Annotated in this window: 12 protein-coding genes; 8 read left to right on the top strand and 4 right to left on the bottom strand. The window is 53.1% G+C overall.

Annotation, left to right across the window (positions count from 1 at the left end):
- Window positions 1-14 precede the first annotated feature (14 nt).
- From ABJI30_RS16480 to ABJI30_RS16470, 3 genes are all read left to right on the top strand, one after another.
- A complete protein-coding gene (locus ABJI30_RS16480; protein ID WP_348017777.1) occupies window positions 15-869 on the top strand; it encodes an enoyl-CoA hydratase/isomerase family protein in 855 nt (284 codons plus the stop codon).
- 90 nt (window positions 870-959) lie between these two features.
- Window positions 960-1970, top strand: a complete 1011-nt coding sequence (locus ABJI30_RS16475) for an NADP-dependent oxidoreductase (protein WP_348017776.1) — start codon at window positions 960-962, stop codon at window positions 1968-1970.
- Between the two features lie 11 nt (window positions 1971-1981).
- Window positions 1982-3583: an alpha/beta fold hydrolase gene (locus ABJI30_RS16470; protein ID WP_348017775.1), complete on the top strand. Its 1602-nt coding sequence runs from the start codon at window positions 1982-1984 to the stop codon at window positions 3581-3583.
- 54 nt (window positions 3584-3637) lie between these two features.
- On the opposite strand, the gene ABJI30_RS16465 is transcribed toward ABJI30_RS16470, so the two are convergent.
- The 3 genes from ABJI30_RS16465 to ABJI30_RS16455 all read right to left on the bottom strand — a co-directional run bounded on the left by ABJI30_RS16465 (window position 3638) and on the right by ABJI30_RS16455 (window position 7301).
- Window positions 3638-4255: a TetR/AcrR family transcriptional regulator gene (locus ABJI30_RS16465; RefSeq protein WP_348017774.1), complete on the bottom strand. Its 618-nt coding sequence runs from the start codon at window positions 4253-4255 to the stop codon at window positions 3638-3640.
- Window positions 4256-4338: 83 nt separating this feature from the next.
- Window positions 4339-5421, bottom strand: a complete 1083-nt coding sequence (locus tag ABJI30_RS16460; protein WP_348017773.1) for a VOC family protein — start codon at window positions 5419-5421, stop codon at window positions 4339-4341.
- Window positions 5418-7301, bottom strand: a complete 1884-nt coding sequence (locus ABJI30_RS16455) for a PQQ-binding-like beta-propeller repeat protein (protein WP_348025465.1) — start codon at window positions 7299-7301, stop codon at window positions 5418-5420. The genes ABJI30_RS16460 and ABJI30_RS16455 overlap by 4 nt, the downstream gene beginning before the upstream one ends.
- A 141-nt stretch (window positions 7302-7442) precedes the next feature.
- On the opposite strand from ABJI30_RS16455, the gene ABJI30_RS16450 reads away from it, so the two are divergent.
- The 5 genes from ABJI30_RS16450 (at window position 7443) to ABJI30_RS16430 (ending at window position 14308) form a co-directional block, all read left to right on the top strand.
- Window positions 7443-8495 carry an alpha/beta hydrolase gene (locus ABJI30_RS16450; protein WP_348025464.1) on the top strand — a complete coding sequence of 351 codons (1053 nt, stop codon included), beginning with the start codon at window positions 7443-7445 and terminating at the stop codon, window positions 8493-8495.
- Window positions 8496-8717: 222 nt separating this feature from the next.
- The gene (locus tag ABJI30_RS16445; RefSeq protein ID WP_348017769.1) at window positions 8718-10832 is read left to right on the top strand and encodes a S9 family peptidase; all 2115 of its coding nucleotides are present in this window, start codon (window positions 8718-8720) and stop codon (window positions 10830-10832) included.
- A gap of 2 nt (window positions 10833-10834) precedes the next feature.
- Complete coding sequence (locus tag ABJI30_RS16440; protein WP_348017768.1) at window positions 10835-12067, top strand: DUF819 family protein; 1233 nt, start codon at window positions 10835-10837, stop codon at window positions 12065-12067.
- A 62-nt stretch (window positions 12068-12129) separates the two neighbouring features.
- Window positions 12130-12846 carry a Type 1 glutamine amidotransferase-like domain-containing protein gene (locus ABJI30_RS16435; RefSeq protein ID WP_348017767.1) on the top strand — a complete coding sequence of 239 codons (717 nt, stop codon included), beginning with the start codon at window positions 12130-12132 and terminating at the stop codon, window positions 12844-12846.
- 43 nt (window positions 12847-12889) lie between these two features.
- Window positions 12890-14308 (top strand): aspartate ammonia-lyase, encoded by a 1419-nt coding sequence (locus ABJI30_RS16430; RefSeq protein ID WP_348017766.1) that lies wholly within the window; start codon window positions 12890-12892, stop codon window positions 14306-14308.
- A 21-nt stretch (window positions 14309-14329) separates the two neighbouring features.
- On the opposite strand, the gene ABJI30_RS16425 is transcribed toward ABJI30_RS16430, so the two are convergent.
- The gene (locus ABJI30_RS16425) at window positions 14330-15247 is read right to left on the bottom strand and encodes a LysR family transcriptional regulator (protein WP_348017765.1); all 918 of its coding nucleotides are present in this window, start codon (window positions 15245-15247) and stop codon (window positions 14330-14332) included.
- Window positions 15248-15307: the final 60 nt, after the last annotated feature.

Here is a 15307-nt window from a genome sequence, read left to right as displayed (position 1 = left end):
GCAAGGAACAGAAAATGCCCTATGACTATCAATTGTTCGACGTGGTTAAAAACGGCCGTCTGGCAAATATCACAATAAATGCGCCTCCGATCAACATCATCACCCTGGAAATGTACGAAGAACTGCTGGCGCTGAGTGAAGAGCTGGACACCGACCCCGATCTTTCAGTGATTGTCTTCAAAAGCGCAGACCCAGACTTTTTTATCGCCCATTTTGATGTCGAGCTGATCCTGTCTTTTCCGATTGAAGGGCCAGCAGAGCGGAGTACTGAACCAAATCCGTTTCATATCCTTTGCAACCGCTTTCGGACGATGGATAAAATCACCATCGCCCAGGTCGAGGGACGTGTGGGAGGGGGCGGCAACGAAATCGTTTCGAACATGGACATGCGTTTCGGCGTCAGGGACAGGACCCGGATCAACCAGATGGAAATTCCGCTGGGAATATTGCCAGGCGGTACCGGAACGCAAAATCTGCCGAGGATTGTCGGACGGGCCCGGGCCATGGAGATTATCCTGTCCGGCGAGGATATTGATGCCGAAACGGCAGAGCGCTGGGGGTATCTGAACCGGATTTATGATGCGGACGAGATTGATGACAAAGTCGCCGCATTGGCCACGAAGATTGCGAGCTATCCGATTGAAGCCGTGCGGCTTGGCAAGCAATCTGTCGACAATGCATCGGGTGCTCCAGAAGCTGGCCTGCTGGATGAGGCCTGGCATTTCCAGAAACTGATCCGCACCGATGCGGCGCGCGAGAACATGCAAAAATTTCTCGAAATTGGCGGGCAAACTCGGACAGGCGAATTGCAAGTCGACAAGTTGGCGGCGTCCTTGAACGGTCTGGGACTTAAGGATCGCGAAGTTTGACTTATAGTGCTTCACAATTTGTCCGGACAAATATACAGCATTTATGAAGATACGATTCCACGGGAATCGATTCCTGCTGGAGATGGAAAAGTGACACAAACAAATGCGATCATCCTCGCACGCGCCGTTGATGCCAAGCCGGTTGCCGGTGATTTCAGGATGCAAGCGTCGGAGCTAGTAGCGCCGGGCGAGGGTGAGTTAATGGTCCGCGTGATCTATCTGTCTCTGGATCCCTACGTTGGTTCGGCTTTGCGGGGACGCCATATGACGCGCCAGCCTCAGCCTGGAGACGTGATTCCCGGGAAGGCTCTGGGACAGGTTGTTGAATCAAACTCCGCACAATTTTTCGTTGGCGACTATGTCACGGGTGAGATGGGGTGGCGGGAACTTGCTCTGGTTTCTGCAGGCCAGATGCGAAAAGTCGACCCGGGTATCGCACCGCTGTCAACGCAGATTGGAGTTGCCGGCATGCCGGGGCTGACAGCTTATGCGAGCATGCATCATCTCGCCGAAGTCAAGGCTGGAGACCAGGTTCTGGTTTCATCTGCCGCCGGCCCGGTCGGGGGAACGGTCGGACAGATCGCGCGGATCATGGGAGCGGCCAATGTGGTCGGTATCGCGGGCTCGGATCAGAAATGTTCTTTGGTCACTGATGCTTACGGATTTGATGATTGCATCAACTACAAGGATCCGGACTGGAAAGACCAGATTGCAGCCGCGTTTCCCAAGGGTATCAATGTCTATCATGACAATGTCGGAGGAGAATTGCTGGATACCGCGCTGGCCAATCTCGCCGATTATGGCCGGGTTGTTTTATGCGGACTGGCGTCGCAATATCATGCAGATGAACGACCAGCGGGACCCAATCCCGGAGTGTTTATCGTCAAGCGCGCCAAGGTCATGGGCCTTGTTGTTTATGATTTTGCCGAAGACCAGCCGATGGTGTCCCAAAAAATTGGTCAGTGGATTGCGAATGGCGATATGGCCTATCTCGAAGACCGCGTTCAAGGGCTGGATCAGGCGCCGATATTGTTTGAGAAACTGATGCGCGGTGAAAATGTCGGAAAAGCAATTGTCGCAGTCGCGCCGGAATCGCTCTGAGGGAATTTAACATGCGTTGTGAATATGTAACCTTATCGGACGGACGCCAAGTGCATTACCGTCGCGCCGGGTCGGGTCCGGCGATGATCCTCTTGCACCCTTCGCCGCAATCTTCCGAAGCGATCATCGGAGCAATCACGGCTTTCTCGGCAGTCTGTGATTGTTATGCGCTGGATACGCCCGGCTATGGCCTGTCCGATGACATCACAGAATCGCATCCCGACATGTCCCACTATGCTGACAGCGTGATTGCGACCGCTGATGCCCTGGGGATGGAGAGTTTCTATCTTTATGGAGCGGCTACCGGCTCGCAAATAGCAATAGAGTTGGGCAAGCGATATCCGGACCGCGTGAAGCTGGTGATGCTGGATTCCAACGGGCATGTTTCGGATTCCGACCGGGAACGACTGATGGATGGTTATTTTCCGGACGTAACACCGCGGCGAGACGGCGGTCATTTGATGACCTACTGGGATATGTGCCGGCACTTGTTTGTTGTATTCCCCTGGCAGTCTCAGCGTGCGGAAGATCGTCTTGGAATTCCGTTGCCGCCAGCTGCAGTGACGCAAACCATGTTGTTGCGATATCTGCAAGCGGGTTCAGGATATGCCAAAGCCTACCGTCCGGCATTTGAAACCGAGAGCCGGTCCCATATGGATGGCCTGAATGTCCCGGCGACGATGATGCGGTGGCAGGGCAGTATTGCACTGGCGATAACCGACGCGCTGATTGCGCAAGGCGTACCGGATTGCATGCAAGTGTTGCACGCAGAACCAACTGTCGAAGCCCGTTTTTCGGTGCAGGTCGAGGCACTTCAGTCAGCAATTTCGGAACTTGGCGACACTGGCCCCTTGCACCCGGTTGCGAACACTGTTTCTGCCGGAAAATTGGAGCGCCGGTATTTCGGCTCCGGCGATCACCGGGTACACGCCCTTGCCAATAGGGCCGGTCAGGGCGCTCCCGTTATACTTGTCCATGATGCGCTGCGTTCCAGCGAACAGATGATCGGATTGGCCGAGCCTTATATTGGAAACCGACCCGTCATGCTGATCGATCTGCCTGGTCACGGCGCGTCATCGGCGATCGATTCAGAAGCCGTCAGCCTTGAGTCCCTGGCCGCAACAATCGGTCCGGCAATCACGGAGTTCACAAACGAACCAGTTGATATTATTGGTGCGGGATTGGGGGGAGCGATCGGCCTGGAGTTGATGAAAGTATTGCAGATCAATCAGATACAATTGATTGATCCGATAATCTATACCGAGCAGGAACGCCGAGAATTGATCGAGTCAGGTCTGCCGGACATGTCGCCCCAATCTAGCGGATCTCATCTGATGACCGCCTGGGCAATGGTCGTGGATTCCCAATTCTACTGGCCGTGGTTCAATAAAAACCCGGAAGCAGCGCGCAGTCAAAACGCAAATCTCGATCCTGAATATTTGCATCAGCGCGTGTGCGAACTATTGCAGGCCGGTCCTGCATTTGAATCCTTTGCAACTCTGGAAGCTTCGATAGACTGGCCAGAATTACTCAAAGGAGTTGCAATACCTGTCGACATTTCGAGCAGCGAAAATCATCCCTGTGCGGACAGGCTAAGTGCCATTCTGAACTAAATGGCAGGGATACAAAATCGGTTTTCACGGGCACTCGGCATTCCAAAATTGCGGTTATTTGTTTTGCATTCCATATTCGCGTTTCAGCGCGTCCATTGATCCCAGGATCATGGTTACGGTGATGTTCTCAATTTCTTGTCTGCTCATGTTTCCGTGAAGAAAGTAAGCTCCCGCATTGGCGGGAAGTCCGAACGCAATATCAGAGACAGCATATGCAAAATCCAACGGTAAATCGAAATTCTTGGCGACAACTTTGCCAACATATTCCACCGCATCGCTACGGCTATAGTCGGTTGGATCATGACCGTCGGAAACGCTGGGCTCTGCCTGCAAGCGTTCGATGAGCAATCCACGGTCTTCGATATATTTGAGATATTGATGCGTTACTCCGCGCACCAGTGCTTCAAATGTTTCTGCTGCTTCTGCTTCTTGAGCCTGCAGCCTACGAAGGCGTTTCAGCTCACGTTGCAGCAATTCCTGGAGCAGCTCCGTCAAATTGTCATAATAGGTATAAACCAGCGACTTGCTGATGCCGGCCGTTTTGGCAATCCGCTCCATGCTCAGCACGGCTACTCCGTCACGTGCAACCATCTCGGCGGTGTGATCGAGAATCAGCGACTTGCGTTTTTCAGGACTGAAACGCCGGCGCTTTACAGGAATTTGCTCATTCATCGTGTTCCGCCAATACATGGTGAGATGCTGTCAAACCATCCCGTCAGTGCCAAGTTTATAGTTCGTGCGCCTTTTTCGGACAATCAGAATGTGGTGGGGTCAATCCACATCATGTCATCAATGGATTCCGATTTGTCTGCTGATATGTTTTCCTGCAGCGAAATTACGTTCCCGTCCGGGTCATATCCATAGTATATTTTCCAGCCGCGACTTGTTTTCGCATCGCCGATCATTTCAATGCCCAGGGCAGCCAGTCTGTCGCGCTCGGCATCCGCATCGGTCACTTCAAAAGCGGTCATGCTATACCCAATCTCGTCAATCTTCGCAGGTACGTTGCGTTCGGGCGTGGCGGGTTTGACATATTCCCAGAATTCAATTTCCAGATTGCGGACAACAAACCAGGAACTGCGTAAAACGAGACCATCGATTCCTGCGATGTCGTCCAGCTTCGGATTATTTGCATATTCGCCGCGTCTGCGCGCACCATAGCCGATCAGCTTTGTATAATAAGCGACCATGCGGTCGACGTCGGAAGTTGCTCCGCCAATATGCGTGATCCAGGCGCTGTCACTGCGTCGGGGTTTGTCGACGGTCTCGTTTTCGATCATTGTTCCGTCGGGATCACGCCCATAAGCATATGTCACACCATATCCGCCCAGATCGACAGGACCGCCACCGCGGGTGACCATCTCAAGTCCGGTTTTCCGAAACTTGGGAAGGGCTGAATCGGTGGCAGGCGACTGAAAACAGATATGCGTATAGCCTGGCCCGTTCACAGGCTTTGCATAAGGCGGGGTCTTGGCATCCGGCTCGAAATCGGTCAGCTTGATGAACACCGTGGCGGTCTTGATCAGTGCCACTTCCACTTCACCATATTCTTTCGACGCCATGCCCGGATGATAGGCTTCGCTTGCCGGCAGGCGATAACGACTGACCAGTTCAAAGGGGACTGCGCTTTGATAAAAGGCGATTGTCGTATCGATATCTGACACGGTTTTTCCAATGAAACGCACACCTTTGATCCGGGTGTCACCCAGATCTGCGGGTCTGGAGAATGCGGACTGGATGATTACAGGGCCTTTCGCTCCCGCACTTGTGACCGTCTCGGACTGCGCACAGGCACTTAAACATAAACCGGATGCCATCGCCAAAACCAAATGCTTCATTGTCCTGCTCCTTTGTCATCTGCACTGAAGACCAACATGACATTGCCAGGTATCTGCCCGAATTTGTCATAGCCGCTGTTGACGATGAGCAATCCACCGGCAACCACTGGGCCGCCGGAGTCAATCGAACCGCCACGTGCGTCGATACCATTGATCGTTTCATATTCTCGTCGTGTATCGGTGGTCCAGAGAATCTGGCCGTCTTTGGAATCGTAGACCCGCAATATCCCGTTCAAGGCACCGGCGAAGATCATGCCGGCAGAAATTGTTGGCGGGGAGGATAGGGCCGTCCGGCACTTATGCTCCTTGTCTTCGCAGATGTCAGGCTCAAGCCTGCTCCACAGTGCCTTGCCTGTCGCCGGATTAAAACCATGGATGCCCTGGCGCGCCGGGCCTTCCGCGAATTTGTTGCCAGGAGTATCAGCAATCCCGACAAACAGGGTTTGCCCGTCGGTTGCCATGCCCCAGTGTACGCCGCCGTTAAATCCTCCCATGCCCGCGCGGGTCTGCCAGATAATTTTCCCACCATCATCCGGGTCGAGTCCAAAGATCATTCCCGATTTCTGACCCGCCAGGATGATATCCTTGCCACCGGCCAGCTTTGTCAATATCGGCGGCGCCCCAAAATCAAAATCAGGGCCATCCTCGGCGGGACAATTTGGTAACGAGCCATGTCTGCTACATGCGCCGTTCCATGCGTCACCGGATATGGTTTGACGGACCCATTCCACCGCACCAGTCGATAGTTTCAGTGCTATGATCGCATCGCTCTTGTCATTGGCTGGGGAGGAATAATTTTCCCCGGTACCGACGTAGAGGAGGCCGCGCTCCGCATCGATAGTCGGGCTGGACCAGACCGGCGCACCCGACGGCGCGTAAAAATTAACGCCTTCACTATTCTTGCCCGCTTTTTGGGGCTCCGGAACAGTATGGAAACGCCAAACGGGTTCACCTGTTTTGGCATCCAGCGCCATTACCCCGCCCCGGAATGTGCAGCATTCATATTCCGAACTATAGGCGTTGACAATTTCGGTTGAGGACATGGGTACGAAGAGCCGGCCATCGTGCAATGTCAGAGAACCTGTGATTGTGCCGGCCGGGTGATCCTTGATCGAACGTGTCCACAGCAGTTTGCCGGTTTCAGCTTCCACGGCATAGACATTGGCTTCGAAATCACCAAAATACAGCGTTTCGGCAATGCCGTTTTCATCGGTTGAAATGGTCGGGGCACTTCTCACTTCCGCTTTTGCATCAAATGTCCACCAGACACATCCGGACTCTGTGTCCAGCGCGTAGAAAAGCCCGCTCTGACTGCCCGTGAAAATCGCTTCAGGAGTCACGGCTGGTTGCGAACGCGCGCGCGCCGCGCCGGGGAACCCAAATGCCCACTGCAATTTGAGCCGCGGAGCAGCCGTTCTGGAAATCCCGCCATTGTCCGGTGATTGATACCGTGTGTTGCGGACATTATTGCCCCAGCGGTTCCAGAGCGGAGGCGCAGACAGCGTCAGCTTGCCCGCGCACTGATGGGATTTTGCATTGGCCAGGGCGTCTTCGCTGCGCGGGCTGGCCAGATGGTCCGCGAGAATTCGGATTTCGATTGGGGTCAGCATGGATGCTTGCTGTTTCATGACGCCCGAGGTCAACGCGGAGCGAATTGCTTCAATTCCACCCATTTGGATGGCAGCTCTGTTGGGTGCCTCGGTGCCAGAATTGTCATGGCAGGCTGCGCAGTGCTTTTTGTATAATATCTCGCCGGGAATCCCGAATTTCGCTGTAGATGTTGCTGCGGTTTCGGCTCCGTTTTCTTCGGATTTTGAACAGGCCGAAAGCAGGATTGCCGTCATGACGGATGCCAGTAGAATAGTCACTGATTTCGGCATGATTGCTCCAAGCACTCCCCTGATTATAGCTGATTTCCGTTCAACATACACAGTCGCTGTCATTATTTTTTTGTTGACTATTAGTACAATAACGACGCAGGTCGATAAATCAACGGCAATCGTGTGGACAAAGGAGATGCTGTGCCTTTTTGGAAGTTGGGAACCGTTTTAGCTGCCATAATCTGTTTGTCTGGCTGCGAAACTGTCACCTCTGAAAGCAATGCGTCCGGCAAGGATTTTGCCGACACTCTCACTCAGAATGACGCCAAAGAGCGCGCCGATCCGGCGGTGATTTTCGCAAATGCCAATCGAAAAGGCGAACCTGCCTACAAGGAAGGATATTTCGGTTCGGGCGATTCCCGCTTGCACTATGTCGAAGTTGGCGAAGGCCCGCTGATCATATTATATCACGGCTTTCCGTCCTTCTGGTATAGCTGGTTTGATCAGATGGAGGCGCTGAAGGGGAGCTATCGCGTTGTGGCCGTCGATGCGCTGGGATCTGGCCTCTCAGCCAAACCCCAGGAGCCAGAACCCTATCGCATCGCTGCGCTGGCAGCTCAACTCGACGATTTTTCGCGCCATCTGGGCGGGGACGATAAATATGTTCTCGCCGGTCATGACTGGGGATCGGTTCTGGCTCTGTCATACGCTCAGGCTTACCCGCATCGTCTGCACAAGGTGATCGGAATGAGTGCTCCGCCGCTCAATGTCTTCCTGGACTTTGTATCGGGTAACCCCGAGCAGCAGCGACGGAACCAGTATATGCAGGATATCCGTCAGACTACACTGGAACAGTTGCGGACATCCGATGCGGGAAAACGCGTCGGGCAGAGTTCATATCAAAACCTCGCTCGCCGGGGCGATCTGACCCAAGGGGAAGTGAAATTGTTTCACACGGCTCTGGCCGAGGCGGATACGATCAATAGCGCGATGAATTGGTACCGCGCCAATGTTCCATCGTTCGATGCGGTAACCGATTCTGATCTGTGGCCCGGTCCCGATCACAAGATCATGGTTCCAGCTCTGTTTATCTGGGGAGATGAGGATCAGATATTCCTGCCTGAACTCATTGACCTGATCGGTGAAGCCGGGCCGGATGTAAAGGTCGTGCGGTTGCCGGGGATCAATCACTGGACGACGATGGAGCAGCCTGAACGTGCAAATCAGGCAATAATCAGTTTTTTGGACAAGTGAAATCACCGGATTGATGAGTATCGATTTCACCCCGTTTTGAAGAAAATCTCTCGCCAGTTCTGAATAAAAATCATTATTATCAACATCATGCATATAATTCATTGAGAATTCCCAATTACGAATTGGCTCACGGCTCGACGCGAACGCATTGAAGGGGGAGAGAAAGTGCGTAGAACCATTTGAGTCACGCTTTTTCGGCAAGATTTGTTGTTCGGGGGTAAAATGTCTGTACGTTTTTGTTGGATCGGCGGTCTCGCCTGCATCACTGTTCAAGCCGCAGTTGCGGACGCACAGCCCGCCGAACCGGCAAAGCCCATATCGCCCGTTGAGTTTGTTGAATTGCCCGCGCTCGGCCAGCCTGCGCTTTCGCCCGACGGCGAAAAAATGATCCTGATCCGCTCCGAGGTCAATTGGAAGAAGAACAGGTATGATCAGCAGTTTCAGATGGTGGATGTGGAAACGGGCAAGATCCGGGATATGCCCCAATGGAGAGGGTTTGACGCAGATCGGGACGAAGGTGTCTGGACGCCGGATAGCGCGGGATTCATTACAACTTTACGCAGGAAAAAGGCTGAAAGGGACCAGGCCTATTATTATGATATCGCAAGCGGTGATCTAACTAAACTGACCGATCACCCGAGCAGTGTTTCACAAGTGCAAATGATGCCCGCTGGCGGCAGTTTCTTTTTCCTGGCGAGACGGCATGATCCTGATGCAGAAGAGCGAGAAAAATGGGATATCAAACCCTATGATGTCTCGACCCCGCGCGAGCTATGGTTCCAGGACCTGACGGAAACGAAAGCTCAACCTGTTTTGGCGGGGAACTATTCGGTCCGGGACTATTCAGTCGCGCAGGACGGAAGCTCGATAATCCATATCCGCCGACCGGAAGGCGCCGGTTATGCCAGCCAGCACAATGAAATCTGGCTCCACCGTCTGGCCGACGGAACCGATATCCGGTTGACCAACAATGATTATCAGGAAGCCAGTCCAAGTTTGTCACCGGACAACCAGAAATTTGCCTACATCGCCACGGTGAACGAAAAGGGTGAAGGCTATTATGAGGACAATCTGTTCATTCAGGATGTGGGATCATCCGAGCCACGCCTGATGATGCCCAACACCGCGCTGGAGGTTGTCGACTTTGCATGGGATCAATCCGGAGAAGACATATTCCTTCTGGGCAATAGCGGAGTCCGGACCCAGTTATATCGGCTCACGATAGAATCCGGTAAGCTCGAGCAGCTGACAAGCGGTGATCATGTTGTCCGAAGCTGGCACTTTGATCGCAAGAACGGAACGCATACCGCCAAGCTTGTCCATGCAAATAGTCCCGGCGACATTTCGGTAAAGCGAGGACCAGATGAATCTTTCAGACAGGTCACGCGTGAATTTGACACGCTCGGCGAGCGATTCAAATTACCTCGCCAGACGGTTTTCTCCTATGAAGGCCGAGATGGCACCAGTCTCGAAGGCTTGCTTGTCTATCCTGTGAACCAGGAGCCAGGCGGGCGGTTTCCGCTTGTAACGATTACCCATGGTGGTCCGCGATCTTCTTCGCAATTTGGTTCGTGGAACATGTCGCGTTATATTTCCGTGCTGGCTGGGCAGGGCTATGGCGTTTTTCTTCCAAATCACCGCGGCGGAACCGGATATGGCGATGCATTCATGCGCGACATGGTTGGGGAGTATTTCAACAACGCGCATCTCGATGTCCTGGATGGTATTGATGCCCTGGTAGAGCAGGGACTGGCTGATCCGGACCGGCTGGTGAAAATGGGCTGGAGTGCAGGTGGTCACATGACCAACAAGCTGATTACCTTCACCGATCGTTTCAAGGCAGCTTCCTCCGGAGCAGGCGTTTCCGACTGGGTGTCTCTCTACGGGGAGAGTGATGTCCGGCATAATCGCACACCTTGGTTTGGCGGTTCGCCATGGGAGGAAGAAGCACCCCTGGAAAGCTACACCAGACAGTCGCTGCTCAAGGATGCCTGGAAGGTCAAAACACCTACCCTGTTCTTTAATGGAGGAAGGGATGTGCGCGTGCCGCCAACGCAGGAAATCATGATGTATCGAGGTGTCAGGGCCGCTGGCACCCCGACGGAATTATATCTCGCGCCGGGAGAACCGCATAATTATCGCAAGCCAAAACATCAATTGTTCAAAATGAACAAGGAACTGGCCTGGTACGCCAAATATGTGACCGGCGTCGGTTATGAACCGGTCCTGCCCGATGTCGATATCAAGGAAGACGGCAAACCGGTTGATGACGTACCAGAGATATCGGAAGAACCAACGGAATCCGCCGTTCCGCAAAAACAAACTTCAGGAGGGTGAGTATGCCGCTGATTACGAATGATATCGTTACTTTTGGAATTTTGGCAACGATGCTTGGCGCCTTGTTTTATGCCAAAAGCCTGGGCGGAGGATGGACGCGATTTTTCACATTCGTTCCGATTGTATTGCTTTGCTATCTGATCCCGTCATTGCTCAATAGCTTCGGGGTGATTTCGTCAAAAGACAGCGGGTTGTGGGACGTTGCAAAAAACTACTTCCTTCCGGCGGCATTGATTCTGTTGACGCTCAGTATCGATCTGAAGGCAGTCTGGGGGCTGGGACCCAAAGCCCTCATCATGTTTTTCACGGCAACTGTCGGCATCGTTATCGGCGGGCCGCTGGCAATGTTGATCGTCGGATCGTTCAGCCCCGAGACGGTTGGCGGTGCAGGAGCGGACGCGACCTGGCGCGGGCTGGCAACATTGGCCGGAAGCTGGATCGGCGGGGGTGCCAATCAAACCGCCATGCTGGAAGTCTATGGGTATAATCCGGAAAAATATTCGGCGATGGTCGCCATTGATATCGTGGTCGCGAATATCTGGATGGCGTTCCTGCTCTATGGCGCCGGCAATGCTGACAAGATCGACAAATGGCTGAAAGCAGATGCGACGGCAATCGCAACATTGCGTGACAAAATGGCGGATTTCAGCCTGGCCGTTGAACGCAAATCGACGGTTGAAGAATTGATGCTGCTTTTGGCGATTGCTTTTGGCGGTGTTGGATTGTCGCACTTTGGGGCCGGGATCATCGGACCGGCATTTGCTTCCTGGTTCGGAAGTGACGAAGGCGTGTTGGCCAGCAGTTTTTTCTGGATCGTCGTCATTGCCACGACACTTGGCCTGGGGTTGAGTTTCACCAGGGCGCGGGACCTCGAAGGGGCAGGGGCATCAAAATTTGGAACAGTGATGATCTTTCTGCTGGTCGCCATAATCGGCACCAAGATGGATGTTTTTCAAATGGCTGAGCAGCCCATGCTGATGCTGGTGGGCATTATCTGGATGCTGACGCACACCATCTTGCTGTTCATCGTCGCCAAAATCATTCGGGCTCCGTTTTTCTTTGTCGCCGTAGGAAGCAAGGCAAATGTCGGGGGTGCTGCATCGGCGCCGGTGGTTGCCGGCGCATTCCATCCGGCACTGGCTCCTGTTGGCGTGCTATTGGCCGTGCTTGGATATGCGATGGGAACATATGGGGCGATCCTGACGGCCGAGCTGATGCAAATGGTGGCCTCATGAAACGGCGATGCGGAGCAGAAATTGGTGCGACGGCATTGCACGGCAGAGGTCGTTGAACCGCTATGGCTGTCAGAAGAATTTTTGGCCTGTGTGATTCTGCGTCCTTTTTCGTGCCCGAAAATGTGTTTCCTGTTTTTGGCCACAAGCTGGTCGAGCTGTCCGGCAAAAACAAACCGGTTGTGTCTTACATAGGTGCAGCAAAAGGAGATCAGCCGGAGAGGATTGCGGACTTTTGCAATCTGGCCGAGCGGGTGGGGGCTGAACCCAGAATATTGAGCCTTTACGATCCACCGACCAGAAACGCGGATAGTTTTTTTGAAGGCGTTGATGCGATTTATGTAGACGGCGGATCGACGCGAAATTTGCTGGCTTTGCTGAAGGAATGGAATGTCATTGAACCGCTCTTGCAAGCCTATCAGCAAGGTGTGCTTTTGTCGGGCGCCAGTGCAGGTCTGAATATATTGTTTGAGTGGTGCATAACCGACTCCGTCAAATCAGAAATGGATAGCATGGCGGGACTTGGCGTGGTCCAGGGCGCCATTTGCGTCCATCATGATAGCAGCACGGAGCGCCAAAAAAGCTTCCGGGAATATTTGCGCGGGGAAAACGCTGTTTTTCCGGCCTATGCGCTCGACGATGGTATTGTTGTCTATTTTGAGAACGAACAGCTGTGTGACAGTTTTTCTGCAGCTCCGGCGGCTGGTCTGAGAGCGTTCTCTGAAAAAGATGGCGCGCTGGTAACACGCGACATCCCGGCTGCACTTCTCAACCCGGTGTAACGCCTGGTTGCCCCCTCACAATCCAAAGGATCAATCTATCGTCATGTCGATAAACAAGGCAGATTCTGTGCAACCAAAGTCACAGCAATTTCGAGTGGAACAGGATTTCCTGGGTGCAGTAGAAGTGCCCTGCAATCACTATTATGGTGCCGAAACGATGCGGGCGATCGATAATTTTCCGATTACCGGGATCCCGATCTCCAAAATGCCGGATCTGATCATGGCCATGGCCTGGATCAAAAAGGCCGCGGCGAAGACCAACAAGGAAGCCGGAGACATCACTCCGGAGCAAGCCGGCGCCATAATGGCGGCCTGTGATGAAATCATCGCAGGAAAACTGCATGACGAATTTTGCGTTGATGTCATTCAAGGCGGAGCGGGGACTTCGACCAATATGAACGTGAACGAAGTGATTGCCAATCGGGCGCTGGAGATCATGGGGCACGAACGCGGCGAGTATCAGTATTTGCACCCCAAGGATCACGTCAACAGATGCCAGTCGACCAATGATGTCTATGCGACCGCAATCCGGTTGACGGTCGTACAAATCAACAACCGGCTTTCCGAAGCCGTGCTGTTTTGCGCTGATGCGTTTTCGGCAAAGGCCCAGGAGTTTCAGAATATATCGAAACTGGGGCGCACCCAGCTACAAGATGCAGTGCCAATGACCGTGGGTCAGGAAATGCAGGCCTTTGCCGACGTCCTGCGCGAAGATGTCGAACGAATTGCGGAAATCCGCAAACTGTTCATGGAAGTGAACCTGGGCGGCAGCGCAATCGGAACGGCTGTCGGGGTCAGTGATTATTATCTGCAACAAATCGTCAGAAATCTCTCCGATATTTGTGGCCTGCCTTTGACCGCTGCTGTCAATCGCATCGAAGCGACATGGGATACCGGGCTTTTTGTCTACTATAGCGGGCTTTTGAAACGGTTTGCGACGAAACTCAGCAAGATATCCAATGATTTGCGGCTGCTCTCGAGTGGACCCGCGGGCGGCCTTGGCGAACTTTGTCTGCCCCGCATGCAACCGGGTTCTTCGATCATGCCGGGCAAGGTCAATCCAGTGATACCCGAAGTTGTGAACCAGGTTTGTTTTCGCGTGTTTGGTGCGGATACGACCATTACATTCGCAGCAGAATCGGGACAGCTGCAACTCAATGCCATGGAACCTGTGATCATCTGGTCAATCTATGAGAGCTGTACGTCGCTGATATCAGCGATCGAAACGCTGGTCACAAATTGCGTGCAGGGGATAACAGTTGATGAAACGCGTATCGCCGACACGATGAACCGGAGCACTGCTCGGGTTACGTCGCTGGCACCGATTATTGGTTATTCTGCTGCTGCAAAACTTGCGCAGCAAATTGTTGCAAACGGAGCAACATTGGAAGAGGCCATTGATCATTCGATGCCTGAACGCGCAGATGAACTCGCTGCGTTTCTCGCCAATATGGATAACTGAGCGACAGGCGGCCCGACTGATCTAGGGTTGACCGGACGTGCGCACTTCGGATTTTTCCAGTTCTTCCCAGATCGCGTTGATCAAAGGATTGTCGTTGCTCGCCGAACGGTACACCCGGATGGTCAGGATGGTGGAGAACTGGTCTGAGACCAATCGCAATTGCTGATCGGCAGGATCACCGGGAACAACTGTTTCGGGCAACCAGGCAATGCCAAAGCCCTGTTGTGTTGCGGTCAGCATGCTCTCCACCAGAGAAGCCCTGTAGACGGTGCGCAGCCTTTTCTTGAATGGCGCTTTGGCCAGCAGCTGTTCGAAGACGCGGGACATGAATGACGTTCCGGAATATTCGATATAGGGAACGCTGCCTCCCTGCGAATCCAGAAGAGGTATCGGATCGATCTGATCGCTTTGATAGGGGCGCAAATGATGAGCAGCGATTTCGATGCTTGGAAACTGGAGCGGATCAACATCAAACGGAATGGATACATGATCGTAGCTTATGAAAAAGTCGCACGCCCCAGTATAGAGCGAGTTCAGGTATTCTTCCACGGTACGCGCGTCGGCCACAATCGTTGCGGCGAAGGGACCTGCCTGCTGATGAAGATCGCTGATCAGATTTGGAATGAACTTGAGCGCCAATGTATGAAGGCATGAAATTTTTATGCTGTTGTCGCCAATTTTTGAATATTCATTGGCAATCTCTCTCGCTTCGTAGGATTGATCGACGATATGGCGCGCTGTTTTTATGAACTCGCGACCGGCGGCAGTCAGCTTGATCGGGTGCTCGGAACGGTCAAAAAGCGGAGTGCCAATCCATAGCTCCAGGGACTGAATACGACGGCTTAAGGCAGATTGCGTGACGAAGCGAATATCTGCCGCCTGAGCAAAATGTCCCTTCTCTGCAACACATATGAAGTCTTCGATCCACTTCAGTTCCAAAATATGTACCCTTTTCAATGAGTTGCGTTTCTCGCATCACTCTATTCCAATTATGAATTT

The organism is Parasphingorhabdus sp., from assembly GCF_039968395.1.
In the GTDB taxonomy this organism is placed as follows: domain Bacteria; phylum Pseudomonadota; class Alphaproteobacteria; order Sphingomonadales; family Sphingomonadaceae; genus Parasphingorhabdus.
Note: the sequence above shows the minus strand (reverse complement) of the source record. Positions and strands in the feature narration are given on the sequence as shown.